General features: G+C 66.7%; 28 protein-coding genes and 1 pseudogene. 10 read left to right on the top strand and 19 right to left on the bottom strand.

Going from position 1 to position 26,653, the window contains the following annotated elements:
- The coding region (locus ABY44_RS10470; RefSeq protein WP_431641178.1) for a peroxiredoxin at positions 1-441 on the top strand (441 nt) is incomplete at its 5' end.
- Positions 442-633: 192 nt separating this feature from the next.
- Here ABY44_RS10470 and ABY44_RS10465 read toward each other — a convergent pair.
- A pseudogene (locus tag ABY44_RS10465) lies at positions 634-878 on the bottom strand (hypothetical protein); the annotation flags it as partial.
- Between ABY44_RS10465 and ABY44_RS10460 the strand changes: the two are divergent.
- Both ABY44_RS10460 and ABY44_RS10455 read left to right on the top strand, forming a co-directional pair.
- Positions 774-2,576: a PhoH family protein gene (locus ABY44_RS10460; protein ID WP_059694576.1), complete on the top strand. Its 1,803-nt coding sequence runs from the start codon at positions 774-776 to the stop codon at positions 2,574-2,576. The pseudogene ABY44_RS10465 and the gene ABY44_RS10460 sit on opposite strands and share 105 nt — an antisense overlap.
- Before the next feature lie 239 nt (positions 2,577-2,815).
- A complete protein-coding gene (locus ABY44_RS10455) occupies positions 2,816-3,916 on the top strand; it encodes an NlpC/P60 family protein (RefSeq protein ID WP_060174310.1) in 1,101 nt (366 codons plus the stop codon).
- Positions 3,917-4,053: 137 nt separating this feature from the next.
- On the opposite strand, the gene ABY44_RS10450 is transcribed toward ABY44_RS10455, so the two are convergent.
- The 10 genes from ABY44_RS10450 to ABY44_RS10405 form a co-directional block, all read right to left on the bottom strand.
- Positions 4,054-5,064 (bottom strand): inorganic phosphate transporter, encoded by a 1,011-nt coding sequence (locus ABY44_RS10450; RefSeq protein ID WP_059687391.1) that lies wholly within the window; start codon positions 5,062-5,064, stop codon positions 4,054-4,056.
- A 10-nt stretch (positions 5,065-5,074) separates the two neighbouring features.
- Positions 5,075-5,701 carry a DUF47 domain-containing protein gene (locus ABY44_RS10445; protein WP_006478627.1) on the bottom strand — a complete coding sequence of 209 codons (627 nt, stop codon included), beginning with the start codon at positions 5,699-5,701 and terminating at the stop codon, positions 5,075-5,077.
- Between the two features lie 138 nt (positions 5,702-5,839).
- Positions 5,840-7,222, bottom strand: a complete 1,383-nt coding sequence (locus ABY44_RS10440; RefSeq protein ID WP_006486249.1) for a replicative DNA helicase — start codon at positions 7,220-7,222, stop codon at positions 5,840-5,842.
- A 135-nt stretch (positions 7,223-7,357) separates the two neighbouring features.
- Positions 7,358-7,810 (bottom strand): 50S ribosomal protein L9, encoded by a 453-nt coding sequence (rplI, locus tag ABY44_RS10435; protein ID WP_021156519.1) that lies wholly within the window; start codon positions 7,808-7,810, stop codon positions 7,358-7,360.
- A gap of 27 nt (positions 7,811-7,837) precedes the next feature.
- The gene (rpsR, locus tag ABY44_RS10430) at positions 7,838-8,113 is read right to left on the bottom strand and encodes a 30S ribosomal protein S18 (protein WP_006486248.1); all 276 of its coding nucleotides are present in this window, start codon (positions 8,111-8,113) and stop codon (positions 7,838-7,840) included.
- A 4-nt stretch (positions 8,114-8,117) separates the two neighbouring features.
- Entirely contained in the window at positions 8,118-8,417 is a 300-nt protein-coding gene (gene priB / locus ABY44_RS10425; protein ID WP_011657069.1) for a primosomal replication protein N, read from the bottom strand.
- A gap of 40 nt (positions 8,418-8,457) precedes the next feature.
- Positions 8,458-8,832, bottom strand: a complete 375-nt coding sequence (gene rpsF / locus ABY44_RS10420) for a 30S ribosomal protein S6 (protein ID WP_006402295.1) — start codon at positions 8,830-8,832, stop codon at positions 8,458-8,460.
- Between the two features lie 242 nt (positions 8,833-9,074).
- Complete coding sequence (locus ABY44_RS10415) at positions 9,075-9,971, bottom strand: anti-sigma factor family protein (RefSeq protein WP_060084270.1); 897 nt, start codon at positions 9,969-9,971, stop codon at positions 9,075-9,077.
- Positions 9,961-10,602 (bottom strand): RNA polymerase sigma factor, encoded by a 642-nt coding sequence (locus ABY44_RS10410; RefSeq protein WP_060084271.1) that lies wholly within the window; start codon positions 10,600-10,602, stop codon positions 9,961-9,963. Before ABY44_RS10410 ends, ABY44_RS10415 begins: the two co-directional genes overlap by 11 nt.
- Before the next feature lie 163 nt (positions 10,603-10,765).
- Complete coding sequence (locus tag ABY44_RS10405) at positions 10,766-11,677, bottom strand: substrate binding domain-containing protein (protein WP_021162120.1); 912 nt, start codon at positions 11,675-11,677, stop codon at positions 10,766-10,768.
- A 172-nt stretch (positions 11,678-11,849) separates the two neighbouring features.
- On the opposite strand from ABY44_RS10405, the gene gcl reads away from it, so the two are divergent.
- The 4 genes from gcl (at position 11,850) to lysM (ending at position 16,364) form a co-directional block, all read left to right on the top strand.
- Complete coding sequence (gcl, locus tag ABY44_RS10400) at positions 11,850-13,625, top strand: glyoxylate carboligase (RefSeq protein ID WP_060174311.1); 1,776 nt, start codon at positions 11,850-11,852, stop codon at positions 13,623-13,625.
- 43 nt (positions 13,626-13,668) lie between these two features.
- Positions 13,669-14,478: a hydroxypyruvate isomerase gene (hyi, locus tag ABY44_RS10395; protein WP_021162122.1), complete on the top strand. Its 810-nt coding sequence runs from the start codon at positions 13,669-13,671 to the stop codon at positions 14,476-14,478.
- Between the two features lie 26 nt (positions 14,479-14,504).
- Positions 14,505-15,410 carry a 2-hydroxy-3-oxopropionate reductase gene (locus tag ABY44_RS10390; protein ID WP_431641179.1) on the top strand — a complete coding sequence of 302 codons (906 nt, stop codon included), beginning with the start codon at positions 14,505-14,507 and terminating at the stop codon, positions 15,408-15,410.
- Between the two features lie 483 nt (positions 15,411-15,893).
- Entirely contained in the window at positions 15,894-16,364 is a 471-nt protein-coding gene (lysM, locus tag ABY44_RS10385) for a peptidoglycan-binding protein LysM (RefSeq protein WP_021162125.1), read from the top strand.
- 105 nt (positions 16,365-16,469) lie between these two features.
- On the opposite strand, the gene ABY44_RS10380 is transcribed toward lysM, so the two are convergent.
- On the bottom strand, positions 16,470-17,492 hold the full coding sequence (locus ABY44_RS10380; RefSeq protein WP_060084273.1) for an asparaginase: 1,023 nt from the start codon (positions 17,490-17,492) through the stop codon (positions 16,470-16,472).
- Between the two features lie 271 nt (positions 17,493-17,763).
- On the opposite strand from ABY44_RS10380, the gene ABY44_RS10375 reads away from it, so the two are divergent.
- The 3 genes from ABY44_RS10375 to ABY44_RS10365 all read left to right on the top strand — a co-directional run bounded on the left by ABY44_RS10375 (position 17,764) and on the right by ABY44_RS10365 (position 19,591).
- Positions 17,764-18,054: a PsiF family protein gene (locus ABY44_RS10375; protein WP_011549641.1), complete on the top strand. Its 291-nt coding sequence runs from the start codon at positions 17,764-17,766 to the stop codon at positions 18,052-18,054.
- A gap of 259 nt (positions 18,055-18,313) precedes the next feature.
- Positions 18,314-18,772 (top strand): hypothetical protein, encoded by a 459-nt coding sequence (locus ABY44_RS10370; protein ID WP_060174312.1) that lies wholly within the window; start codon positions 18,314-18,316, stop codon positions 18,770-18,772.
- A 231-nt stretch (positions 18,773-19,003) separates the two neighbouring features.
- On the top strand, positions 19,004-19,591 hold the full coding sequence (locus ABY44_RS10365) for a BPSL1445 family SYLF domain-containing lipoprotein (RefSeq protein ID WP_011352325.1): 588 nt from the start codon (positions 19,004-19,006) through the stop codon (positions 19,589-19,591).
- Between the two features lie 96 nt (positions 19,592-19,687).
- On the opposite strand, the gene ABY44_RS10360 is transcribed toward ABY44_RS10365, so the two are convergent.
- The 7 genes from ABY44_RS10360 to ABY44_RS10330 form a co-directional block, all read right to left on the bottom strand.
- Positions 19,688-20,752, bottom strand: a complete 1,065-nt coding sequence (locus ABY44_RS10360) for a glycosyltransferase family 4 protein (RefSeq protein WP_021162641.1) — start codon at positions 20,750-20,752, stop codon at positions 19,688-19,690.
- 249 nt (positions 20,753-21,001) lie between these two features.
- On the bottom strand, positions 21,002-22,177 hold the full coding sequence (locus ABY44_RS10355) for an AAA family ATPase (protein ID WP_060174313.1): 1,176 nt from the start codon (positions 22,175-22,177) through the stop codon (positions 21,002-21,004).
- A gap of 22 nt (positions 22,178-22,199) precedes the next feature.
- The gene (locus ABY44_RS10350) at positions 22,200-23,372 is read right to left on the bottom strand and encodes a mechanosensitive ion channel family protein (RefSeq protein ID WP_060174314.1); all 1,173 of its coding nucleotides are present in this window, start codon (positions 23,370-23,372) and stop codon (positions 22,200-22,202) included.
- Between the two features lie 89 nt (positions 23,373-23,461).
- Positions 23,462-23,818, bottom strand: a complete 357-nt coding sequence (locus ABY44_RS10345; protein WP_006485939.1) for a Rap1a/Tai family immunity protein — start codon at positions 23,816-23,818, stop codon at positions 23,462-23,464.
- A gap of 119 nt (positions 23,819-23,937) precedes the next feature.
- On the bottom strand, positions 23,938-24,648 hold the full coding sequence (locus ABY44_RS10340; RefSeq protein ID WP_027787182.1) for an ankyrin repeat domain-containing protein: 711 nt from the start codon (positions 24,646-24,648) through the stop codon (positions 23,938-23,940).
- A gap of 43 nt (positions 24,649-24,691) precedes the next feature.
- Entirely contained in the window at positions 24,692-25,471 is a 780-nt protein-coding gene (locus tag ABY44_RS10335; protein ID WP_059687384.1) for a TatD family hydrolase, read from the bottom strand.
- Between the two features lie 141 nt (positions 25,472-25,612).
- Positions 25,613-26,641 (bottom strand): DNA polymerase III subunit delta', encoded by a 1,029-nt coding sequence (locus ABY44_RS10330; RefSeq protein ID WP_021162646.1) that lies wholly within the window; start codon positions 26,639-26,641, stop codon positions 25,613-25,615.
- Positions 26,642-26,653 lie beyond the last annotated feature (12 nt).

Genomic DNA, 26,653 nt, shown 5'->3' with positions numbered 1-26,653 from the left:
CAAGTTCCCGATTTCACCGCACCGGCCACGGGCGGCGACATTTCGCTGTCCGACCTGAAGGGCAAGAAACTCGTGCTGTACTTCTATCCGAAGGACAACACGCCGGGCTGCACGACCGAAGGGCTGCAGTTCCGCGATCTCTATCCGAAGTTCAAGAAAGCCGGTGCGGAAGTCATCGGCGTGTCGCGCGACAGCCTGCGCTCGCATGACAACTTCAAGGCAAAGCTCGAACTGCCGTTCCCGCTGATTTCCGATGCCGACGAAGCGCTGTGCGCGCTGTTCGATGTCATCAAGATGAAGAAAATGTATGGCAAGGAAGTGCGCGGAATCGAGCGCTCGACGTTCCTGATCGACGCCGACGGCGTGCTTCGCCAGGCATGGCGCGGCATCAAGGTACCGGGCCATGTGGACGACGTGCTAAGTGCTGTACAAGCGCTTTGAGGCGCGTTATATTGGGCCGCAATGAATGCCAGTTCGCCCCATATTTCTCGTAGCTGCGCCGGTGCTCGATGCGATGCTTTCCGGCACTTGACGCGCATCACGACCGTATCAGCCGAGCCGCATGTCCCTGTCGACGGGGCAGCGGCTTTTTTTATGGATTGCGCGCCGGCCCTCGGTCCGGCCCTCACCCCGTCAAGGAGCTGATCGACACTTAGGCGAACCGGCTAGACGAACTTCCTGTGCGCCACCGCGCGCAAACTGCATGCGTCTACGTCACGCAGGATGCGATCAGCGGCGCACGCCATGCGACACGATTCCTCCCGAGGGACACCATGCCTTTGCCTACTCCCCCCAGCAAGCTCGGCAGCCTCCTGCCGCCCGACGAATACAAGGTGAAAGCGCGGCCCGCGAAAGCCGCGAAGAAATCCGCCGAAGGGGACGCATCCACAGCCGGTGACTACGGTCCGGCGAGCGTGGCCCAACCGATGATCGAAGCCGCGAACACGGCCGCGCCGCTGCGCGCCGTCGCGTCTTCGGCGCAGGAAACCGCGAGCGCACCCGCGCGCGGTCGCAAGACCAAACAGACGGCCGCACTGTTGCAGCCGATGCCGGCACCTGCCGAACCCGCGGCGCCGGTCGTCGCGCGCAATGACAAGCCGGCCGCCGGCAAACCGGCCGCGGCTCCCGCGCGCGACACGGGCGCCGCGACGAAATCGCGCAGCCGCAAGGCCGCCGAAGCCGAACAGCAGAAACTGTTCGTGCTCGACACCAACGTGCTGATGCACGACCCGAGCAGCCTCTTCCGCTTCGAGGAACACGACGTCTATCTGCCGATGATGACGCTCGAGGAACTCGACAACCACAAGAAGGGGATGTCCGAAGTCGCGCGCAACGCACGCCAGGTCAGCCGCACGCTCGACGCGCTGGTCGCCGACGCGGGCCCGATCACGGCCGGCATTCCGCTGTCGCGCCTCGGCAGCCGCGAGGCGGTCGGCCGCCTGTACTTCCAGACGAAGCTCACCGACATCGCGCCCGTCGAAGGCTTGCCCGAAGGCAAGGCCGACAACCAGATCCTCGGCGTCGTGCGCGCGCTGCAGCGCGACCGGCCGGACCGTCAGGTCGTGCTGGTGTCGAAAGACATCAACATGCGGATCAAGGCGCATGCGCTCGGCCTGCCCGCTGAAGACTACTTCAACGACCAGGTGCTCGAGGATTCGGATCTCCTGTACAACGGCGTGCGTGAGCTGCCGCAGGATTTCTGGACCAAGCATGCGAAGGGCATGGAGAGCTGGCAGGACACGAAGACGGGCACCACGTACTACCGCGTGACGGGCCCGCTCGTCGCGTCGATGCTCGTCAACGAGTTCGTCTATCTCGAGCCGCAGAACGGCGAGCCGACGTTCCATGCGATCGTCCGCGAACTGAACGGCAAGACGGCGCTGCTGCAGACGCTGCGCGACTACAGCCACCACAAGAACAACGTGTGGGGCATCACCGCGCGCAACCGCGAGCAGAATTTCGCGCTGAACCTGCTGATGAACCCGGAGATCGACTTCGTCACGCTGCTCGGCCAGGCCGGTACCGGCAAGACGCTCGTCGCGCTCGCGGCCGGCCTCGCGCAGGTGCTCGACGACAAGCGCTACAACGAGATCATCGTCACGCGCGCGACCGTGCCCGTCGGCGAGGACATCGGCTTCCTGCCCGGTACCGAGGAAGAGAAGATGCAGCCGTGGATGGGCGCATTCGACGACAACCTCGAAGTGCTGCAGAAGACCGACGACGCCGCCGGCGAATGGGGGCGTGCCGCGACGCAGGAACTGATCCGTTCGCGCCTGAAGGTGAAGAGCATGAACTTCATGCGCGGCCGCACGTTCGTCGACAAGTACCTGATCATCGACGAGGCACAGAACCTGACGCCAAAGCAGATGAAGACGCTCGTCACGCGCGCGGGCCCGGGCACGAAGATCGTGTGCCTCGGCAACATCGCGCAGATCGACACGCCGTACCTGACCGAAGGCAGCTCGGGGCTCACGTATGTCGTCGACCGCTTCAAGGGCTGGGGCCACAGCGGCCACGTGACGCTCGCGCGCGGCGAACGCTCGCGACTCGCCGACTACGCGTCGGACATCCTGTAACGCGACAGGCCGGCCCGTCGGCCGGCTGTCGACGCATCGCGGCGCTCCGTTTCCGGAGCGCCGTTTTTATTTTTGGGGTCTGAAACGTTGGTCATGCATCGTTACGCAACAGCCGCACTTACGCGCGAAACTTCAAGTAAATTCTCAGGAACGGTTGCTTAAGCCCCGCCGGAACGTCTACCATCGGGTCTGTCTGTTGTCATACGATTCGCGAGCGTCCCGCGCTCGCCCGCCTTGCCATGCTTCGAATCTGGGTTCCCGTTGCTGTCGTTTCACTGCTTGCGGCCTGCTCCAGCGTGCCGCCGCAGTCGGCATCGCGCCCCGCGTCGGGCATGAAGATCACGACGCCGCGCGCATTCCCCGCCCCCGCCAATTTCCCGAAGTTCGTCGATCACAGCGTCGGCCAGGAAGAAATTTCGATCCAGGCGATGAGCCTCGTCGGCGTCCCGTATCGCTGGGGCGGCAACACGCCGACGAGCGGCTTCGACTGCAGCGGGCTCGTGCGCTACGTGATCGGCCGCGCAGCCGACGTGAACCTGCCGCGCACGACCGCCGACATGAGCGGCCGCGGTGTATCGGTCGAGCCCGACCAGATCGCGCCGGGCGACCTGATCTTCTTCAACACGACCGGACGGCCGCATTCGCACGTCGGCATCTACGTCGGCAAGCTGCGCTTCGTCAACGCACCGTCGACGGGCGGCACCGTGCGGCTCGACTACCTGACGAACCCGTACTGGGCCAAGCGTTTCGACGGCATTCGCCGCGTCGCGCCGCCGCGCGGGGCACCTACGCCGTTCGATGCGCCGACCTACGAGGCGAAGCGCGACGAGCCGCGCAGCGCGCCGGTCGTTGCGCCCGCCCCTGTCGTCGTGACTGCCGCCGCGCCGCGGCAGCCGGCCTATACGCAGTCGCAAGCCGCCGCGACCCGGGCGCCTGCCCCGGTCGTGCCGGCCGCGCAGGCCGTGTCGACCGCCGCGGTCGCGCCCGCAGCCGCGTCGGCCGACCCGTATGAACCTCCGCCGCCGCGCATGCAGACGGCTCAGCAGCAGGCAACTTCCGTGAGCGACGGCACGGGCACAGCCGCCGCCACCATGACCGCGAATGCGGCGCCAGCCGGTCCGGCCGAGGTCGGCACCCAGATTCCGACGACGGCACTGACGGCCGCCCAGGCTGCCGCCTTCGATGCGGAGCCGCCACCCGCCGTCGCGGCGACGTCACCGCGCGGCACCGAACCAGCCCCCGTGCAGGTATTGCGCGCGTCGACGCAATCGGCCCCCGTCAGCCCGCGCACCGCCACCGCAGACGATCCGATTGCCCGGTTCGCGAACGGAAGTTACTAGCCCGCTTCGCCTTCGCCTGCGACCACGCGCGACTACAAACCCGTCATTCGCCGCACATTTCCGCTGCCCCAAAAGGAAAATGCGCCGCAGCCTTTCGGCTTGCGGCGCATTTCATGTCCGTTCGACAGTGCTGGCGATCAGAAGATCTGATGGCCGAGCCACCATCCACCGGCCGCGAACAGCGCGGCCGCCGGCAGCGTGAGCACCCACGCCCACACGATGTTGCCGGCCACACCCCAGCGCACGGCCGACAGCTTCTGCGTCGCGCCGACGCCGACGATCGCGCCGGTGATCGTATGCGTGGTCGATACGGGAATGCCGAGGAACGACGCGATGAACAGCGTGATCGCCCCGCCGCTTTCCGCGCAGAAACCACCGACCGGCTTGAGCTTCGTGATCTTCTGGCCCATCGTGCGCACGATGCGCCAGCCGCCGAACAGCGTGCCGAGGCCCATCGACAGGTAGCACGCGCCGATCACCCACGCGGGCGGCGCATCGGCGGTGGCCGATGCGTAGCCGCTCGCGATCAGCAGCATCCAGATGATGCCGATCGTCTTCTGCGCGTCGTTGCCGCCGTGGCCGAGGCTGTACAAGCCGGCCGACAGCAGCTGCAGCCGGCGGAAGCGCCGGTCGACCTTGCTGGGCGCGGTTCGGAAGTACAGCCACGACACGCCGAGCATGAACAGCGAACCGAGGATGAAACCGAGCAGCGGCGAAATGAAGATGAACGCGATGGTCTTCAGCAACCCGTCGATGTTCAGCGAAGCCCAGCCCGACTTGGCGAGCGCCGCGCCGACGAGGCCGCCGATCAGCGCGTGCGACGAGCTCGACGGAATCCCGTAGTACCAGGTGATCACGTTCCAGCCGATCGCACCGACCAGCGCGCCGAATATGACGTAGTGGTCGACGATCTCGGGATCGATGGTGCCTTTACCGACGGTCTGCGCGACTTTCAGGTGGAAGATGAAATACGCGATGACGTTGAACGCCGCCGCGAACACCACGGCTTGCTGGGGCTTCAGCACCCCGGTGGACACGACGGTGGCGATCGAGTTCGCCGCGTCGTGAAAGCCGTTCATGAAGTCGAATACGAGCGCGACGAGCACCAGCGTCGCGACCATCCAGAGGGCGAGTTGTATCGAATGCATCGTGGTCCGCTCAGGCGTTTTCCAGCACGATGCCTTCGATGATGTTCGCGACGTCCTCGCACTTGTCGGTGATCTCTTCGAGCAGCTCGTAGATCGCCTTCAGCTTGATGAGCGTCTTCACGTCGTCTTCCTCGCGGAACAGCTTCGACATCGCCGCGCGCAGCACGCGATCGGCCTCCGATTCCCAGCGGTCGATCTCCTCGCACTGCTTGAGGATCTGCGCGGACTGCTTCATGTCGGACAGCAACCCGACCGCCTGCTGCACGTGCTGGGCGGACTGCGTGACGATGTGCGCGAGCTGGCTCGCCTCGGACGTGACGGACTGCACGTCGTACAGCGACACGGCGGTCGCGACGTCTTCCATCAGGTCGAGGATGTCGTCCATCGTCGTGATCAGCTTGTGGATCTCGTCGCGATCGAGCGGCGTGATGAAAGTCTTGTGCAGCAGATCGATCGCCTCGTGCGTGAGCTTGTCAGCGGCCTTCTCGGCAATTTGCACGTTTTGCTTGTGAATCTCGGCGTCGGCGAGATTGTCGATCAGCAGTTCGAGCTCGCGGCCACCGGAAACGATGTGCTTCGCGTGCGCGTTGAAGAGTTCAAAGAACTTGCCCTCGGTGGGCATGAATCGACCGAACATGGGATTCCTGAGAGATTGTCAAACTACTGTCACGAAAACGGGCGACATTGTACCGTTTTCGGTCGCGCCGCGACGCGCGCACATGCGCACGCCGGGATTGGATACAACGTTTGGCGATTTAGGGCTTTACAACCGGCGCTACTCGCCGTAGAAAGTCTGCGCTCCCGCAAAATTGTCGAACTTCGTGTATTGCCCCAGGAACGTGAGTCGAACGGGGCCGATCGGGCCGTTACGTTGCTTGCCGATGATGATTTCAGCCGTGCCTTTGTCGGGGCTGTCCGGGTTGTAAACTTCGTCACGGTAAATGAACAGGATCACGTCCGCATCCTGCTCGATTGCGCCCGATTCGCGCAAATCGGACATCACCGGACGCTTGTTCGGGCGCTGTTCGAGGCCGCGGTTCAACTGCGACAGCGCGATCACCGGCACGTCGAGCTCCTTCGCGAGACTCTTCAGCGATCGCGAGATTTCCGAGATTTCGGTCGCGCGGTTCTCGCCCTGCGACGAACCCGACATCAGCTGCAGGTAGTCGACGATGATCAGGCCGAGCTTGCCGCACTGCCGCGCCAGACGCCGTGCGCGCGAGCGCAATTCCATCGGGTTCAGGCCGCCCGTCTCGTCGATGAAGAGCTGCGCCTCGCTCATCTTCTGCACCGCGTGCGTCAGCTTCGGCCAATCCTCGTCCGTCAGGCGGCCGGTACGCATCCGGTGCTGGTCGAGCCGGCCGATCGAGCCGAGCATACGCATCACGAGCTGGGTGCCCGGCATTTCCATCGAGAACACCGCGACCGGCAGGCCGTACTCGACCGCGACGTATTCGCCGATGTTCATCGAAAAGGCGGTCTTACCCATCGACGGTCGTCCCGCGACGATGATCAGTTCGCCGCCGTGCATCCCGGAAGTCATCCGGTCGAGGTCGACGAAGCCCGTCGGCGTGCCCGTGACGTCGCTCGGGTTCGCGGTGTGGTACAGCGTATCGATGCGCTCGACGACCTGCGTGAGCAGCGGGCCGATCTCGAGGAAGCCCTGGTTGCCGCGCGCGCCCTCTTCGGCGATCGAGAACACCTTCGATTCGGCCTCGTCGAGCAGTTGGCGGACTTCCTTGCCCTGCGGGTTGAACGCATCGGCCGAGATTTCGTCGGCAACCGACACGAGCCGGCGCAGCACCGCACGGTCGCGCACGATTTCCGCATAACGGCGGATGTTCGCGGCGCTCGGCGTGTTCTGCGCGAGGGCGTTCAGGTACGCGAGGCCGCCGACGTCGTCGGCCTTGCCGGACGTGGTCAGCGCTTCGTACACGGTCACGACGTCGGCCGGGCGCGTCGACGCGATCAGCCGGCCGATGTGCTCGTAGATGATCCGGTGATCGTAGCGATAGAAATCGCCCTGCGACAGGAAGTCGGCAATCCGGTCCCATGCCGCGTTGTCGAGCAACAGGCCGCCGAGCACCGACTGTTCGGCTTCGACCGAATGCGGCGGGACTTTCAGCGATTCGATTTGGGGATCTTGCGGCGCGTTCATGGGTTGGGATTATCGCGAATAGATCGCAGCAGCGCTACCGCTCCGGCGATCGGGCAATAAAAAAGGCAGGCCCCGGTTGCCCGGGCGCCTGCCCTTGTCCGGACGACGGAAGCCGCCCGGAAAGCTTGCATACGCTTACGCGTGGTCGCCGATCACGTTGATCGTGACGTCGACGACGACGTCCGTGTGCAGCGCGACCTGAACGTTGTGCTCGCCGATCATCTTCAGCGGGCCTTCCGGCATGCGAACTTGCAGCTTCTCGACTTCGAAACCTGCCTTCTTCAGCAGTTCCGCGACGTCGCCGTTCGTGACCGAGCCGAACAGACGGCCGTCAACGCCCGACTTCTGCGTGATTTCGAACGACTGGCCGTTCAGCTTCTCGCCGACTGCCTGCGATGCTGCCAGCTTTTCAGCGGCGATCTTTTCGAGTTCAGCGCGGCGCACTTCGAATTCGGCGATCGCTTCCTTCGTTGCACGGCGAGCCTTGCGGTTCGGGATCAGGAAGTTGCGAGCGTAACCGTCCTTGACCTTGACGATGTCGCCGAGGTTGCCCAGATTGGCGACTTTTTCCAACAGAATGATTTGCATTCGAATTCTCCTTATGGCGTCGCCGAGTTACGCCTTGTGCTGATCGGTGTACGGCAGCAGCGCGAGGAAACGCGCACGCTTGATTGCCGTGTCGAGCTGACGCTGATAGTGCGCCTTCGTACCCGTCAGACGCGCCGGCGTAATCTTGCCGTTTTCGCCGATGAAGTCCTTCAGCGTTTCCGTGTCCTTGTAGTCGATCTGCTCGACGCCTGCGGCCGTGAAACGGCAGAACTTCTTGCGCTTGAAGAGCGGGTTTTGTTGCTGACGACGCTTGTCGAATTTCTTACCAGTCGGGCGGGGCATGATTTCAGTCCTTTCCAATGTCCTGCAATGCTGTGATGTGAAACACCAAGGTTCTCGCGTTGCGGCTTTTCTTTGCCAGGAAGCCCGTGAACAGCGTTTCGACGCCCATTTCACGGCTTTCCAGCCTGCCGCTCGCCTCACCGGCCGCCACCGCCTCGATCGTCATTTCGACCTGACGGGGAATGCCTGCTTCGACGACTTCCGTGCGGTGATGCAATGTGGCGCTTGCGATCGGAACACCTGCCGGCGTATATCGCACCGGTGCGCGTTCGACGACGCTTGCCGTCAATTGCAACCTGTTCACGTGAGTGGCGCGCTCCTTGATGGCTTAATGAATGACGAACTTAAGCCTGCGCTTCGGTCGGCTGAGCTGCAGCCGCCTTCTTGGCTTCTTCGCGCTGAACTTCCTTCATCATCGGCGACGGGCCGGTTTCGGCCTTCTTCATCTTGACGATGAGGTGGCGCAGCACGGCGTCGTTGAACTTGAACGCGTGTTCGAGTTCGTCGAGCGTCGTCTGGTCGCACTCGATGTTCATGCAGACGTAGTGAGCCTTCGCGAGTTTCTCGATCATGTAGGCCAGTTGGCGACGGCCCCAGTCTTCGACACGGTGGATCTGGCCGCCGTGCGACGTGATCGTGGTCTTGTAACGCTCGATCATCGCGGGCACTTGCTCGCTCTGATCGGGGTGCACGATGAATACGATTTCGTAATGACGCATTACACACTCCTTGTGGATTAAAGCCACCCGGGCGTCTGAACCGGTGTGGCAAGTGAGAAGCCGAAGATTCTAACCCGGATACTGGGCGCATGCAAGACCAATCGACGATTGGCGCGCGGATTCGGCCATGTTTTCAAAGACTTGAAGAGGCGAGACCGGACAGCCGGACCGTTCTTCGGCCTTTTCCCCGGTCAGGGTCGGAACGCAAGCGTGCGGCGGGCCCGCAGCCCGCCGTCGTGGCGTCATTCGCTGCGCGTGCCGGCCAGCCGCGCGTCGAGCGCGGTCCTGAACGCCGCAAGTGCCGACGGCTCGGCGTCGGTCACGGCCCACCACGTCATCCCGGCCGCATCCCAGCGGTCGAGCGCATAACCCTGCGACACGGTCGAGTACGGCGCCCCCGGCCCTTCCCCGGCCGGCCGCACATAGACGTCGATCACGTGCTGCCGGTAACGGTAGACCAGCACCGCGACACGGCGGCGCCCGACGTAGTCGAGCCGGCCGCCGACCAGCGCGAAGCCGTTCGCCGCGAGATCCTCGACCGGCGGCGCATAGTCGAGCCTGCCGTTGAACCACGGCTTGACCGTGTGCCGGTCGGTCGAGATCACGTCGATGTCGCGTGCCGACAGGTCGGCACGCACGTGGCTCGACACGAGTTCGTCGATCGTGCGGTCGGTGTCGGCGTGACGCGCGGACACCACCATCCCGCCAGCCGCGGCAAGCGCCACCAGCAGCGCGACGCCCCAACCGAGGCCGGGCAATGCCGCGAAGCGCGGCCCGGTGCCGGCCGTGGCCGGGCGTGCCGCTCCGCCAAGCCCCGGCAACCAGGACAACCCGTTACGCCCGCGCGGCCGCCGCTGCGGCTGCGATCGGGATCCGGATTGCGGCTCCGCCCGCGCCTGCTCGCGGGCAGGCGCGTCGGCCGCGGCAGGCAGGCTCGCAAGAATGCTCGCCCGCAACGCATCCGGCGCACGGTGATAGTCGGCCTGACGCACGGCCTGCACCAGCGTGACGATCCGTTCGCGTTCCTGGCGACACACGTCGCAGCCTTCGACATGCTGCTGGACCCGCAACGCGTCGGGCGCCGACAGCTCGCGGTCGACGTCCGCGTCCAGCAACGCTCGCGCTTCGTTACAGTCCATCGATAGCCTCCGATGCGGTTCCGCCTGCCGGCGTACGGCCCGGCCTGCCTTCGGCCGCCGGTGCCGGCGGGCCGCCCAGCAGCGCGGCGAGCTTGCGCCGGCCGCGTGCGAGCCGCGACATCACCGTGCCGACCGGCACGTCCGCGATCGCCGCGATCTCGCGGTAGCTCAGGTCCTCCATCTCGCGCAGCACCAGCACCTCGCGGTATTCGGGCGGCAGCTTCGCGAGCGCCGCGTTCACGAGCCGCACGTTCTCGCCGCGCAGCAGGTGCGCGAGCGGGTCCTCGGTGGCGGGCTGCCAGTCGTCGGGCACGTCGGTGTCGTCCAGCGAGTCGGGCAGCGCGACCTCGTGCGCATGCGTGCGGCGCCGCCACTCCGTGTACCAGGTGTGGCGCACGATCGTCAGCAGCCACGGCCGCGCGTTGTCGCCGCGACACGAATCGACGAAGCGCAACGCACGCATGCACGCGTCCTGGACGACGTCGTCCGCATCGCCGGCGTTACCGCTCAGCCAGCGTGCGAGGTTGTACGCGGCGTCGAGATGCGGCAGCACGAGCGCGCGAAACCGCTCGCCGCGCGCGACCGCGTCGTCTGCCACCCGTTCTTCGACCGCCTGTCCGGCTTGCCCCACATGGCCTCCCTGGTCCCGGCGGCCGATGCCGCGCCCGTTCCGCGCACGGCGCCCGGACAGACCGGCAACGTGCGCGCTCGATGACCATACCGTTGCTGCGTCGAGTTTATTCCCGCGCCGGACGCATGAAGCGTAAAAAAATCGCCGGGCCGCCCGCCTGCCGTTACGGCGTGGTGCTCCAGTAACCGGGGCGCGCATACGCGGCGCGCAGGTAGTCGATGAAATAGCGCACGCGCGCCGGCACGTAGCGCTGCTGCGGATAGACCGCGAGGATGTCGTAATCGGGTAGCGCGTATTCGTCGAGCACGGTCTCGAGCTCACCCGTCTCGAGCTGCGCGGCGATTTCCCACGTCGAGCGCCAGCCGAGCCCGAGCCCCTCGGCCACCCAGCGGTGCAGCAGCTCGCCGTCGTTGCAGTCGAGGTTGCCGGCCACGCGCATCGTCGCGATCTTGCCGTGGCGCTGGAAATACCAGCCGCGGTTCTGCCCGCCCTGCAGGTTGAACGCCAGGCAGTTGTGCCTGAGCAGGTCGTCGAGCGACTTCGGCCGGCCGTGCCGGCGGAAATACTCGGGCGTGCCGCACACGACGCGCCGGTTCGACGCGAGCTTCACCGCGACAAAGTTCGGATCGACGGCACCGCCAATCCGGATCGACAGGTCGTAGCCCTCGCGCACGAGATCGACGACGCGGTCGGTCAGGTTGAACGACAGCTGCATCTCGGGCTTGTCGGCCAGAAAACCCGGCGCGTGCGGCGCGACATGCTTGCGCCCGAACGCGGCCGGCGCCGACACGATCAGGTGCCCGCTGACCGCGCGCCGCCCGGCGGCCAGTTCGTTCTCGGCCTGGTCCCATTCGGACAGCAGCCCGCGGCAGCGCTCGAGGAACGCCGCGCCCTCCTCGCTGACCACCAGCCGCCGCGTCGAGCGGTACATCAGCTTCACGCCGAGCCGCTTCTCGAGCGCGTCGATGCGCCGCCCGAGCACGACCGGCGACACGCCCTCCTCGAGCGCCGCCGCCGCGAGGCTGCCGGCATCGGCCACCCGCACGAACGTCTCGATCTGCTTGAAGCGATCCATCTCCCGTCTCCGTCTCTGTTCCGGCTCCGGCGGAACGCCCCGCCCGGCCGTCATTCCATACTTTTAGTTTCGAAAAAAGCGACTTCGGCGGATCTTATCAAACCTTTCCTGCATCCCTAAAGTGTCCCCAACAGACCCATTCGCAAGATCCACCCCATTCAAGGAGACATTCATGGCCAAGATGAGAGCCGTCGACGCAGCTGTGCTCGTGCTCGAGAAGGAAGGCATCCAGACCGCGTTCGGCGTGCCGGGTGCGGCGATCAATCCGTTCTACTCGGCGATGCGCAAGTCCGGCGGCATCAGCCACGTGCTGGCCCGCCACGTCGAAGGCGCGTCGCACATGGCCGAAGGCTTCACGCGTGCGGCCCCGGGCAACATCGGCGTGTGCATCGGCACGTCGGGCCCGGCCGGCACCGACATGATCACCGGTCTCTACTCCGCATCCGCCGACTCGATCCCGATCCTCGCGATCACGGGCCAGGCACCGCGTGCCCGCCTGTACAAGGAAGACTTCCAGGCCGTCGACATCGAATCGATCGCAAAGCCCGTCACCAAGTGGGCCGTCACCGTGCGCGAACCGGCGCTGGTGCCGCGCGTGTTCCAGCAGGCGTTCCACCTGATGCGCTCGGGCCGCCCGGGCCCGGTGCTGGTCGACCTGCCGATCGACGTGCAGCTCGCCGAAATCGAGTTCGACATCGACACCTATGAACCGCTGCCGGTCTACAAGCCCGCGGCCACCCGCGCGCAGATCGAGAAGGCGCTCGCAATGCTCAACGACGCGGACAAGCCGCTGATCGTGTCGGGCGGCGGCGTGCTCAACGCGGCGGCGGAAGACCTGCTCGTCCAGTTCGCCGAAACAATCGGCGTGCCGGTGATCCCGACGCTGATGTCGTGGGGCGCGATTCCGGACGACCACCCGCTGATGGCCGGCATGGTCGGCCTGCAGACGTCGCACCGCTACGGCAACGCGACGCTGCTCGCATCGGACTTCGTGCTCGGCATCGGCAACCGCTGGGCGAACCGTCACACGGGCAGCGTCGAGGTCTATACGAAGGGCCGCAAGTTCGTGCACGTCGACATCGAACCGACGCAGATCGGTCGCGTGTTCGGCCCGGATCTCGGCATCGTGTCGGACGCCTGGGCCGCGCTGGAACTGTTCGTCGCCGTCGCGCAGGAATGGAAGGCCGCCGGCAAGCTGAAGGATCGCAGCGCATGGGTTGCCGACTGCCAGGCACGCAAGCGCACGCTGCAGCGCAAGACGCACTTCGACAACGTGCCGGTCAAGCCGCAGCGTGTGTACGAAGAGATGAACAAGGTGTTCGGCCGCGATACCTGCTACGTCAGCACGATCGGCCTGTCGCAGATCGCCGCCGCGCAGTTCCTGCACGTGTTCAAGGCACGCAACTGGATCAACTGCGGCCAGGCGGGCCCGCTCGGCTGGACGATCCCCGCCGCGCTCGGCGTGCGTGCCGCCGACCCGAGCCGCCCGATCGTCGCGCTGTCCGGCGACTACGACTTCCAGTTCATGATCGAGGAACTCGCAGCCGGCGCGCAATTCAAGCTGCCGTACGTGCACGTCGTCGTGAACAACTCGTACCTCGGCCTGATCCGCCAGGCGCAGCGTGCGTTCGACATGGACTACTGCGTGCAGCTCGCGTTCGACAACGTGAATGCGCCGGAACTGAACGGCTATGGCGTCGACCACGTGGCCGTCGCGGAGGGCCTCGGCTGCAAGGCGCTGCGCGTGTTCAAGCCGGAAGAGATCGAGCCGGCGCTGCGCCAGGCGCAAACGCTCGCGGAAGAATTCAGCGTGCCGGTGGTCGTCGAAGTGATCCTCGAACGCGTGACGAACATCTCGATGGGTACCGAAATCGACGCGATCAACGAATTCGAGGATCTCGCCGAAAAGGCCGAGCACGCACCGACCGCGATCTCGATGCTCGACTGAACCGCACGCCATTTTTGACTGACCGACCGAAGAGGCTTAGCTCATGCCGAAGTTTGCTGCAAACCTGACCATGCTGTTCAACGAAGTGCCGTTCCTCGACCGCTTCAAGGCGGCCGCCGATGCGGGCTTCGACGCCGTCGAGTTCCTGTTCCCGTACCCGTACGCGAAAGAGGAACTCGCCGAACGGCTCGAGACGCATCGCCTGCGCCTCGTGCTGCACAACCTGCCCGCCGGCAACTGGGATCAGGGCGAGCGCGGCATCGCGTGCCTGCCCGATCGCGTCGGCGAGTTCCAGGAAGGTGTCGGCCGTGCGATCGAGTACGCGAAGGCGCTGAAGGTACCGCAATTGAACTGCCTCGTCGGGATTCCGTCGGCGAGCACAGCGCGCGACAAGACTTTCGTCACGATCGTCGACAACCTGCGCTTTGCCGCCGACGCGCTGAAGCGCGAAGGCATCCGCCTGCTCGTCGAGCCGTGCAACAGCTTCGACATCCCGGGTTTCGCGCTGAACCGCTCGTCGGAAGGGCTCGACGTGATCCGCGCGGTCGGCTCGGACAACCTGTTCCTGCAGTACGACATCTATCACATGCAGCGCATGGAAGGCGAACTGGCCGCGACGATCGAACGCAACCTCGCATCGATCGGCCACGTCCAGCTTGCGGACAACCCGGGCCGCAACGAGCCGGGCACGGGCGAGATCAACTACGCATTCCTGTTCGCGCTGCTCGACCGGCTCGGCTATGCCGGCTACGTCGGCTGCGAATACAAGCCCCGCACCACCACGACGGAAGGCCTCGGCTGGCTGCACAGCGTCGCCGGCTGCGCACCGGGCTCGGCGCGTCGCGCCGCCTGAGATCCGCCCTTTCCGCATACGCCCCTATAGGAGACTTTCACATGGCAACCATCGGTTTCATCGGCCTCGGCATCATGGGCGCGCACATGGCGCGCAACCTGCTCAAGGGTGACCACCAGCTCGTCGTGAACGGCGCGTTCCCGATTCCCGACGACCTGCGCACGAGCGCGAAGGTCGTCGCGAATTCGACCGAAGTCGCACGGAACGCGGACATCATCATCTCGATGGTGCCGGATACGCCGGACGTGCGTAACGTGCTGTTCGCCGACGACGGCGTCGCGAAGGGCCTGACGGCCGGCAAGCTCGTGATCGACATGAGCTCGATCTCGCCGCTCGACACGCAGGAATTCGCGAAGCAGATCAACGCGCTCGGTTGCGACTACCTCGACGCGCCGGTGTCCGGCGGCGAAGTCGGCGCCCGCGAAGCGACGCTGACGATCATGGTCGGCGGCCCGGAGGCGGCATTCGAGCGCGCGAAGCCGCTGTTCGAGAAGATGGGCAAGAACATCACGCTCGTCGGCGACAACGGCGCGGGCCAGACCTGCAAGGTCGCGAACCAGATCATCGTCGCGCTGAACATCGAAGCCGTCGGCGAAGCGCTGTTGTTCGCCGCACGCTCGGGCGCGAATCCGGAGCGCGTGCGCCAGGCGCTGATGGGCGGCTTCGCCGCGTCGCGCATCCTCGAAGTGCACGGCGCGCGGATGACGAAGCGCACGTTCGATCCGGGCTTCCGCATCGAGCTGCACCAGAAGGACCTGAACCTCGCGCTCGACGGCGCACGCAAGCTCGGCCTCGCCCTGCCGCACACGGCGAGCGCGCAGCAGCTGTTCAGCGTGTGCGCAGCGCACGGCGGCAAGGCGTGGGATCACTCGGCACTCGTGCGTGCGCTCGAGATCATGTCGAACTTCGAGATCGAGAAGACGGCGGGCTGAACGCATGCCGCCTGGCGCGGCTTGCTTCCGATGATGCAGTAACGCGCGGTCCGTCGCGATGACGGACACGCGAATGACACACGCGACCGGCACGGCCGGTCGCATCGATGCGCGGGACACGCGCGCATCACGGTGGGGCGCCCCGCCCTGCACTGCCGACGGCATGCGGGACGGGGCGAAAAACGCCGCTCTGGGCTGAGAGCGGCGTGGTGGGGTCCGCAGCGGCACCCGGCGACGCCGGGGAAGCCTTGGTCGGTCAGACGTCGTCGTCGGGTGTCCGCCTGTCGGATTTCGCGTATTACATTTCTTTACGTTCGAGCGTGCGATTTTTCATGCAATCGTCGCGATGAACGCCTACACTTTCGCCACGCCTTTCGAGAAAACCGCCGCGCTTGCGGTCACTTCCGGTGACCGCGCCCAGCGCGGTGTTTTTTTCGCCACTTCACGGCGCGTTTTCTTTTCAACCACCCAAGGAGTGCAACGATGGGTCTTCTTTCGTTTATCAAAGAGGCGGGTGAAAAACTGCTGGGTCATGCCGACGCGCAAGCAGCGGAAGATCCGAATGCCGCAAACCAGACCGCGGCCGATGCCATCAAGAACTACATCAACACGCAGGGTCTCGATACGTCGAACCTGACCGTGGCGTTCGACGGCGCATCGCGCACCGTGACACTGTCGGGCAGCGTCGCCGACCTCGACACGAAGGCGAAGGTCAAGGTCGCGGCCGGCAACGTGCAGGGCGTCGCGGGCGTCAACGACGACGATCTGCAACCGGACGATCCGGAAGTGCAGTACCACGACGTGAAGCCGGGCGACACGCTGTCGGCGATCGCCAAGGAAGTATATGGCGACGCGAACAAGTACCCGGCGATCTTCGAGGCGAACAAGCCAATGCTGTCGAGCCCGGACCGGATCTACCCGGGCCAGAAGCTCGTGATTCCGCCGCAGTCCTGAGCATTCGTGCAGCACTGACGCAAAAAAGGCAGGCCGCTCGGCCTGCCTTTTTCATGGGCGACGCGCGCCGTGCAATCGGCGCGTGTCGGTCATCCCCTCATCGAATCACAGCGTATCGAACGCGCGTTGCAATGCATCGCGATCGTGAATGCCGTTCGCGAGCGCGAGCATCAGCAGCACGCGCGCCTTGAACGGGTGCAGCGAGCCCGCGCTCACGAAACCGAGCGCATCGTCGCTCGCGGCGCCGTTGCGCATCACGTGCCCCGACCCGACGCGCGACGCGCGCACCACCGCCACGCCTGCGTTCACCGCATCGGCCAGCGCCGCCTGCAGCGTCGCATGGATCGAGCCGTTGCCGGTGCCGGCGACGACGAGACCGCGCACGCCGGCCGCGACGAGCGCGTCGACGGCCGTGCGCGTCACGCCCGCGTAGCTCGCAACGACCTCGACCGGCGGCCAGGTCGCCGCGATCGCCAGTTGCGCGTCGCGCGAACGCGTGACGCGGCGTGCGAATTCGACCCGGCCGTCCTGCACCCAGCCGAGCGCACCGAGTTCCGGCGACTGGAACGCGTCGACCGCATAGGTGCTCGTCTTCACCACGTCGCGCGCGCCGTGGATCCGGTTGTTGAACGCGACCAGCACGCCCTGCCCGCGCGCGGACGGATGCGCGGCCACCGTCACCGCATTCAGCAGGTTCAGCGGGCCGTCGGACGACAGCGCGGTCGCCGGCCGCATCGCGGCCGTCAGCACGACCGGCTTGTCGCCCCTGACGACCAGGTGCAGCGCATATGCGGTTTCCTCGAGCGTGTCGGTGCCGTGGGTGATCACGATACCGTCGACCGCCGGGTCGGCCATCAGCGCGTCGATCCGCGCGGCGAGCGTGTTCCACAGCGGCAGCGCGAGATCCTTGCTGTCGATGCTGGCGACTTGCTCGGCGTCGATGCGCGCGACGGACGCGAGCGCCGGCACCGCGTCGACCAGGAAATTGACGCCGAGCGCGCCGGCCTGGTAGCCGGCCGTGCTGGCCGCGTCGGGCGCGGCACCGGCAATCGTGCCGCCGGTGGCGAGCACGGCGATGCGCGGCAGGGCCGCCGCGGACGAAGGGGATGCGGGATTCGGAGTATTCATGGCCGCGATTGTAAAGGCTTGCGGCCGGTATCCGGCAGGTTCCGGCACGGCGGCCGGGGCCGGCCGCCGCACATCATGGTTTGCCCCGATCGTCCGGCCGGGTGCGCCGTCAACGGACGTGGTATCTGCAACGTTATAGGAAGTGCCGTTTTGGTGTTTTCACATTGATTGGCCATAATCGGATCGCCCCGCGCGATGCGGCCCCATGCTCATCGTGCGGGGCGTCGTGACGGCGTCGATAAAACGCAATTCACCCCATGGGAGTGTCGAAATGAAAATCCAATCGCTCGTAGCCGCAGTGCTTCTCGGCGGCATGCTGGCTTCCCCCGCGTTCGCGGCGAACAGCCAGCAGGACAAGATGAAGGCCTGCAACACCCAGGCAGCCGGCAAGACGGGCGATGAACGCAAGGCGTTCATGAAGGACTGCCTGTCGGCGAAGCCCGCGAAGGCGATGACGCAGCAGGAAAAGATGAAGGCATGCAACACGCAGGCCACCGGCAAGAAGGGCGACGACCGCAAGGCGTTCATGAAGAGCTGCCTGAGCAATCAGCCGGCAGCCTGAGTTCCGGCGCTCCCGTATCGAATGCCGCGCACCGCTTCGGCGGGCGCGGCATTTTTGTTTTCGTTGCACGCGCATCGACGCGCCCAGCCCCGACCTCTCCCGCTCCGCTTTCCCGGCCCGCCGTGCCGGCGCCGCCACATGGTGCGGCAATTCGCCGCGATTTCTTCTATGATGGCTGCAACGCGGCCCATCCAAGTACAAGAAGCGCCATCGGGCCGCCCTCGAGACGGACGCGCACGCGCGTCAAACGGAGGCATGGATGGCATGGAGACAACACCGCTGGTTCCGCCGCTGGCTGATCGTGATCGTGTTCTGGGCCGTGCCCGTCGCGATCGTCGCCGTCCGCGAGATCCGCGAGGAAATGGCCTACAACAAGGCGGACCTGCAGCTCGCGCTGACCACCTGGCAGCTCACCGATGCGCAGCAGGCCGCCGGCGCCGCCGCGAAGTGCCACGGGGATCCTGACGAGGCGCGCGCGGCCGGCTGCCCGGCCGACGTGCTCGCCGCCAACGCGCCGCGCCAGCAGGCGGCCCGCGACGAATACGTGCTGCGCCGCAATACGCTCGCGGGCTACCTGTGGCATGCGTTCGTCGGCTACTGGGTCGTGCCGGCCGCGTTCCTGTTCGCGTGCGGCGTCGTGATCGCGCTGATCCGCCGCATGCTGCGCCGCCCGCCGATCAAGCCGCCGGCTCCACCCGTTCCGCCCGTCACGCACTGATGCGCGCCGCAGGCGCCACCCACCGCACGATCGACCGCTGCGCCCGCATGCCGCCCCGCCCCCGGCGAGCGGGCGCCGGATCGTCCGTTGGCACGCCGCGACACCCTCGCGCGATTTGACGCTTTTTGTTGCGCGGACGAAAAGGGGGTGTAATCCATTGTGATATAACTGCCGACGTGATCCGCTCCCTGAGCGAGACTCACTCCGAACGTCATCCGATGGAGAAGAACGATGCAAAAACGGAATCTTGTGCTGAAAGCCGCCGCTGCGCTCATCGTCGGTAGCCTCGCGCTCACCGGTTGCACCACCACCCCGGACAAGCCGGACAACGCCGCGACCAACGCGTCGAAGCGCCAGGCAATCGACTCGAGCGTCGACGCCACGCTGTCGCGCATGTACTCCACGGTCAAGGGTTCGCGGGAACTCGTCGCGAAGTCGCGCGGCGTGCTTGTCTTCCCGGACGTGATCCAGGCCGGCTTCATCGTCGGCGGCCAGTCCGGCAACGGCGCACTGCGCGTCGGCGGCAGCACGGTCGGCTACTACAACACGTCGTCGCTGTCGGTCGGCCTGCAGGCCGGTGCGCAGTCGAAGGCGATCGTGTTCCTGTTCATGACGCAGGAAGCGCTCGACGAATTCCGCGGCTCGGACGGCTGGGCCGCCGGCGCCGGCGCGTCGGTCGCGCTCGTGAAGATGGGCGCGAACGGCGCGGTCGACACGACCACGGCCACCGCACCGGTCCAGGTCGTCGTGCTGACGAACGCGGGCCTGATGGGCGACGTGTCGATCAACGGCACGAAGGTCTCGAAGCTGAAGATCTGACGCTGGCGTGCCGCCCGTGCGCACCGCGCGCGGGCCACGCACAAACGGCGATGTCCTCGCGGGCATCGCCGTTTTTTTATCCGCGCGCGACGCGCGTCAGGTCGTCGAGTCGATGACCTTGAAGCGCGAGCGTTTCTGTGCGCGGATCACCGACTGGTAGACGTCGACATACTGCTGCGCCATGCGGCGCGACGTGAAGCGCGCCTCGAAGCGCTGCCGCACGCGCGCGCGCGGCAGCAGGTGCAGCCGGTTCACGGCGGCCACCGCGCTGATTTCATCCTCGACGATGAAACCCGACACGCCCTCGTCCACCACTTCGGGCACCGCGCCGCGATTGAACGCGATCACCGGCGTGCCGCACGACATCGCCTCGATCATCACGAGGCCGAACGGCTCCGGCCAGTCGATCGGAAACAGCAGCGCATGCGCGCCCGACAGGAATTCGGCCTTCTGGTGATCGGCGATCTCGCCGATGTATTCGACGTGCGGCAACGCGAAAAGCGGCTTGATCTCGCGCTCGAAGTATTCCTGGTCGGCCGCATCGACCTTCGCGGCGATCCTGATCGGCAACCCGCACTGACGGGCGATGCGGATCGCCGTGTCGACGCGCTTCTCCGGCGAGATGCGGCCGAGGAACGCGAGATAGCGCGGCTCGACGGGCTGCGGCATGTACAGCGTATCGGGCAGCCCGTGGTAGACGGTCGTCAGCCATTTCGCCTGCGGCAGCGGCTGGCGCTGCGAGTTCGAAATCGAGATCACCGGCGCCGTGTTGAACGTGTCGAACACCGGCTGCTGCTCGGGCAGGTCGAGCCGGCCGTGCAGCGTCGTCACGTAAGGCGTTTCCTGCCGGTTGAAGACCGAGAACGAGTAGTAATCCATGTGGAAATGGAGCACGTCGAAGTCCTTCGCGCGGCGCGCGACCGTCTCCATCAGCAGCATGTGCGGCGCGACCCGGTCGCGGATCGACGAGTCGAGCCGCAGTGCACGCGGCCAGACCGGCTCGAGCTTCGCCCGCGTCGTCGAATCGCCGCTGGCGAACAGCGTCACGTCATGACCGAGCTCGACGAGCGCCTCGGTGATGTAGGACACGACGCGCTCCGTGCCGCCGTACAGCTTCGGCGGCACCGATTCGGTCAGCGGCGCGATCTGGGCAATTCTCATGGTCCACGTCTCCTGTGTCCTGTCCGTTGCGGCACGGCCGGCGGGCCCTTGCGCTTTCGCGCGCGGCTCGCCCCGATGCAGCGCCCGCCGGATATCTCCTCATTATTCGCGATCCCGTTGCCCGGAACCGCCCGTCTTTCATTTTATGGGTGTTGTTACAGGCAGGATACATTCCGCCTGCCGTGCCGATATGGCCCCCGGACGCGACGATCGCACCCGAACGCCCCCGAACGCACGCCGCGCCGCCCGTCAGCGCGACGGCCACTTCCATGGCGGCAGGTCGCGCGTGTCCGCGTCGACGAGCCCCGTCGCGCCGAGCTGCTTGTCGAGCACCAGCGATTCGCAGCCGGCCTCGCGCTCGAGCGTCGCGATGAGCCGCGCCGCGTGCGACACGACCAGCACCTGCGAACGCTGCGCCGCCTGCGCGATCAGGCGGCCGAGCGCCGGCAGCAGATCGGGGTGCAGGCTGGTTTCCGGTTCGTTCAGCACCATCAGCGCCGGCGGCCGCGGTGTCAGCAGCGCCGCCGCGAGCAGCAGGTAACGCAGCGTGCCGTCCGACAGCTCGGCCGCCGCGAGCGGCCGCAGCAGCCCCGGCTGGCGCATCAGCACGTCAAAGCGGCCACGGCCGCCCGGATTGTCGATCTCGACCGACGCGCCCGGAAATGCGTCGTCGATCGCCGCATCGAGTGCCGCGCCGTCGCCGATTTCGCGAATCGTCTGCAGCGCGGCGGCCAGATCGGCGCCGTCGTCCGCGAGCACCGGCGTATGGGTGCCGACGTGGGACTGCCGCGCGGGTGCCTGCGCATCGGTGCGGAAATGGTCGTAGAAGCGCCACGAGCGGATCCGTTCGCGCACCGCGATCATTTCCGGCGCACCGGTCGGGTCGGCGAACTCGGTCATCATGCTGTCGAAGCTCGCCACCGGCTGCGGAATCGTCTGCCAGTCGCCGGTCGCGGTGCGCGCGCGGATCTGCGCGCCCTGCCGGTCGACCAGCAGCGTCGACGGGCGCAGCACCGCGCCGCCCCAGATGCACTCGCGCTTGACGACCGGATCGAGCGAGAACTGCGAGCGGCTCGGAATCGGCATGCCGAGATCGATCGAATAACCGAAATCGTCGCAGGCGAAACCGAGCTTCAGGCTCACGGGCCCCTTGCGCACCGTGCCGGTGACCGGCGCGTCGCCGTCCAGCATCGCCCGCGAGAAACGCTCGGGGCCGGCCCACAGCGTCGACGGCAACCCGCCTTCGCGCGCGAGGGACGGGATCACGCGCCCCTGCGCGGTGTCGGCGAGCAGCCGCAACGCGCGGTACACGCTCGACTTGCCGCTGCCGTTCGGCCCCGTGACGACGTTGAGCGCCGCGAGCGGCACGATCAGCTCGCGCAGCGAGCGGTAATTGGCGATGGCAAGCGTTTTCAGCACGGTCATGACGATGGCGGGCGAGCCGCGTTCAGCGGCCTTCGACGGCCTGCGGGTCGGCCGCGGTGTTGGCCGCCGTACTGGCGGCAGGGGCGCGCGCGTGCGGCCGTTCGGGATTCGGCGCATCCGGCGCGGAATCGTGCGGATACAGTTCCATCCGGCTGCGCGGCAGGCATTGCGGATAGCGGTCCTGCAGATAGGCGATCAACCCTTCGCGCACGCGGCAACGCAGGTCCCAGCACGACGACGAGTCGGCCGCGCTGACGAGCGCGCGCAACTGCATCGTGCGCTCCGTCGCGTCGGTCACCTGCAGCACCTGCACGCGGCCGTCCCACTCGGGCGCCGCATGGACGAGCCGCGCGAGCTCCTCGCGCAGCGGTGCGAGCGGCGTACGGTAATCGACCGACAGGTATACCGTGCCGATGATCTCCGAGCTGCTGCGCGTCCAGTTCGTGAACGGGTTCTCGATGATCCATTGCAGCGGCACGACGAGGCGCCGCTGGTCCCACAGCCGCACCGACACGAACGAACCGGTGATTTCCTCGATACGCCCCCACTCGCCCTGGATCACGACCACGTCGTCGAGCCGGATCGGCTGCGTGAGCGCGATCTGCAGCCCGGCGATCAGGTTGCCGAGCACCGGCCGCGCGGCGATACCCGCGACCAGGCCCGCGACGCCGGCCGACGCCAGCAGGCTCGCGCCCACCTGGCGCACGTTCGGGAACGTCATCAGCGCGGCGCCGGTGCCGATGATCACGATCAGCACCATCACGGTCCGCACGAGCACCTTGGCCTGCGTATGGATGCGCCGCGCCTGGAGGTTGTCTGCCGTATCGATCGGATGCGCCTGGATGATCGCGTCGCCGACGCCGGCCGCGAGCCGCACCAGCAGCCACGTGAGCGACACGATCGAGCCGACCGCGGCCGCGGTGCGCATGCCGCGCACGAATGACATGCCGTCGTCCGCCTGGACCCACACGAACTCGAGCGCCAGCAGCGCCAGCACGACGAGCGACGGCTTGTCGATGTAGCGCAGGATCGCGCTCATCAGCGGATACGGCTGCGCGAGGCGCTTGACGATGCGTGCGCCGAGGCGGTGCACGACCGTGACGACCAGCATGACGATGACCGACACGGCCAGCGTGCCGAGCCACGAATGCAGCGGCGCATCGGTGATGCGCTGCAGTTCCTCGATTGAAATCATCGGCGCCCTTGGGTGATGAGACGTGCACGCCTCGTCCTGGATGCGTCGGCGACGTCCGGGCCACGCGCGTGCCCGGACACGGCGTCAGATCAGTTGCCGCTCCTGCAGGGAAACGCCTTGCCGAGACCGAGCGACACCGCGGTGCTCGCGTTGTAGTCGGCCAGCTTCGGATTTTCCGCGATGTACTTGCGCACCGCGTCGGTCATCTGCTGCGCCCGGATGTCGGGCGGCAGGCAGAAATACTGGCCGACCCGCGGCCCCGTCGTGCCGCCGATCGCATCGATGGTGTTGTAGACGCCGTCGGCGGCGCCTTCGATGTAGGCCGCGCACGACGCCCGCGACTTGACGTCCGTCTTCGCGCACAGCCGGTCGAGATCCGCGCCCGTGAAAGCCGCCGCCGACAACGGCACGGCAAACGCCGCGGCACAAAACATTGCGCGCAACATGGTGTTCCTTATGTCAATGCGGCCCGAGACCGCCTGCTGCCCTGGCCGGCGCGGCGCCGGGATGCCCTGCTCCGGCCGGCATCCGGCCGGGCGGGCACCGTCTGCCGCACCGAAAACCGTTATTTTGCACTCTTTTGCGCGTCTGCCGGCGTCGACGCCCCGATGCGCGTCGTCCGCTTGCTCAGGATCTCGATCGCGTCCGGCGCGTTGTAGTGCTTCGCGAATTCGAGCGCGGTGATGCCGAGCTGGTTCTTCACCTGCGGATCGGCTCCCTGGTCGAGCAGCAGCGTCACCGTCGACGCATGGTTGCCGCGTGCGGCCATCATCAGCGGCGTCGTGCCGTTCGGCGATGCGGTATCGATATACGCGTCGTGGTCGAGCAGCAGCTTCACGACCGCGTCCTGGCCGTTGGTGGCCGCGTAGTGCAGCGGCGCCCAGCCCTTCTTGCTGACTTCCGCGCCCTTGTCGACCAGCAGCTTCGCAAGGCCGAGGTCGCCGTTCAGCGAGGCAAGCATCAGCGCGGTTTCGCCAGCCTTGTCTTCCTTCTCGAGGTCGACGTTCGGCGTCGTGGCGAGCGCCGCCGCGACCTTGTCGGACTTCTCGCGCGCGGCGATCACGATCAGCGGGTCGCCATTCGGCGCGATCGTGTTCGGGTCGAGCTTGCCGCTCTTGAGCTGCTTGCCGATGTCGGCGATGTCGTCGAACTTGACGGCCTTGACGATCGCGTCGAGCGATTCGGCATGCGCGCCGGCTGCCGCGAACAGGCCGCTCGCGACGAGCGCGGCGGCAACGAGTGCACGTTTCGGCAGATGGTTGGTCGGCTTCGTCATTGTTGTGGGCTCCTTCCCTGGGTTGTCGGCTGCGCGCACGTCGTTAGCGGGCGATCTTGAACAGCCGGAAAAAGTTCTGCGTCGTCGCGTCGGCCAGTGCCTCGACGGCGATCCCGCGCTCGGACGCGATAAAGCGTCCGACATGGCTGACGTACGCAGGTTCATTCGGCTTGCCGCGATACGGCACCGGCGCGAGGTACGGCGAGTCGGTCTCGATCAGCAGACGGTCGAGCGGCACGCGCCGCGCGACGTCCTGCACGTCGGTCGCGTTCTTGAACGTGACGATGCCCGACAGCGAGATATGGAAGTTCTGCGCGAGCGCCTGCTCGGCCACCGGCCACGGCTCGGTGAAGCAGTGCATCACGCCGCCCGGCACGTCCGCGCGCTCCTCGGCCATGATCCGCAGCGTGTCCTCCGACGACGAGCGCGTGTGGATGATCAGCGGCTTCATCGTCGCGGTCGCCGCGCGGATGTGCGTGCGAAAGCGTTCGCGCTGCCACTCCATGTCGGCGATCGAGCGGCCTTCGAGGCGGTAGTAGTCGAGGCCCGTTTCGCCGATCGCGACGACCTTCGGGTGCGCGGCCAGCTCGACGAGCTCCGCGAGTGTCGGCTCGCGCGCGTCCTCGTGATCGGGATGCACGCCGACTGACGCATAGACGTTGTCGTGCGCGTCCGCGATCGCAAGGACCTCCGGCAGCGTCTCGAAATCGACGGACACGCACAGTGCGTGCGTGACGTCGTGCTCGCGCATGTTCTCGAGCACGGCCGGCAGGCGGTCGGCCAGGCCCTTGAAATTGATATGGCAGTGAGAGTCGACGAACATCGTGTTTCCTGAATTCGTAAGGCGCGCGCTCATGCGCGCGCCGGCATGCGGCAACGGGCGGCGTTCGCGGGCCGGCCGGCCACGGTCGCGTCGCGGCGTGAGCCGGTCATCGTTTCGCAACCCACGGGAAACAATGCCGGATCACGCGAAGATTTCCCGGTACCCGAGAAACAATTCCTCGAATACGAGCCGCGCGTTGAGCGGATGGTTCTCGACCGTCCGCTGCCGCGTCACGGCCTTCATGAAACGCGCGAACGCGTTCGCATCGACCGCTTCCGCGCACCGCGCGAGCGCCGCCGCATGCATCGGGAAGTAGCGCGGCGCGCCCGCCATCCGCTGCGCGAGCAGGTCGTACAGCCAGCGCTGCAGCCAGCCGAGCACCAGCGGCACCGGCAGTTTCTGCAGCGTCTCGCCGCACGCGAACGGGTCGCATGCCGCACCGGCCGCGAGCTGCCCGAGCGTGTAGTCGCGCAGCGGGCGGTTCTCGTCGCTCGCGAGCGCCAGCGCGGCGAGCGGCGCGCCGCCGGCCTCGGCGAGCAGCGCATCCGCATGCTCGACGCCCTGCGCCGCGAGCCACGCCGCGGCCGCGTCGGGCGCCGGCACGGTCATCGGCCACTGCCGGCAGCGGCTGATGATCGTCGGCAACAGGCGGTCGATACGCGCCGACACGAGCAGGAACACGACGCCGGACGGCGGCTCCTCCAGCGTTTTCAGCAGCGCGTTCGACGCGGCGACGTTGAGCGCCTCGGCCGGATACAGCACGACGACGCGCGCGCCGCCGCGGTGCGAACCGACCCCGCAGAAATCGAGCAGCGCGCGCACCTGCTCGATCTTGATTTCCTTGCTCGGCGCACGGGTCTTCTTGCCGCCTTCGTCCGCGTCGGCCGCTTTCGGGTCGTCCGCGGCGCCCGGCGCCTCGCCCGCCAGCGCCTCGGGCAGCACGATCCGGTAGTCCGGATGGTTGCCCTGCGAGAACCACGTGCAGGCCGCGCAGGCGCCGCACGGCTCGCCGTTCGGCTGCGGCGATTCGCACAGGAAGCCCTGCGCGAGATGCTGCGCGAACTGCAGCTTGCCGATCCCGGCCTGGCCGTGCAGCAGCAGCGCGTGCGGCCATTGCGCACGCAGTTGCTGCAGGCGGTTCCAGTCGTCGGTCTGCCACGGATAGATCATGTGGTGCGTTCC

The organism is Burkholderia sp. ZZQ-2, assembly GCF_050768715.1.
GTDB classification, from domain to species: Bacteria; Pseudomonadota; Gammaproteobacteria; order Burkholderiales; family Burkholderiaceae; genus Burkholderia; species Burkholderia cepacia.
The sequence above is the reverse complement of the archived record's forward strand: the minus strand, read 5'-3'. Positions and strand labels throughout refer to the sequence as shown.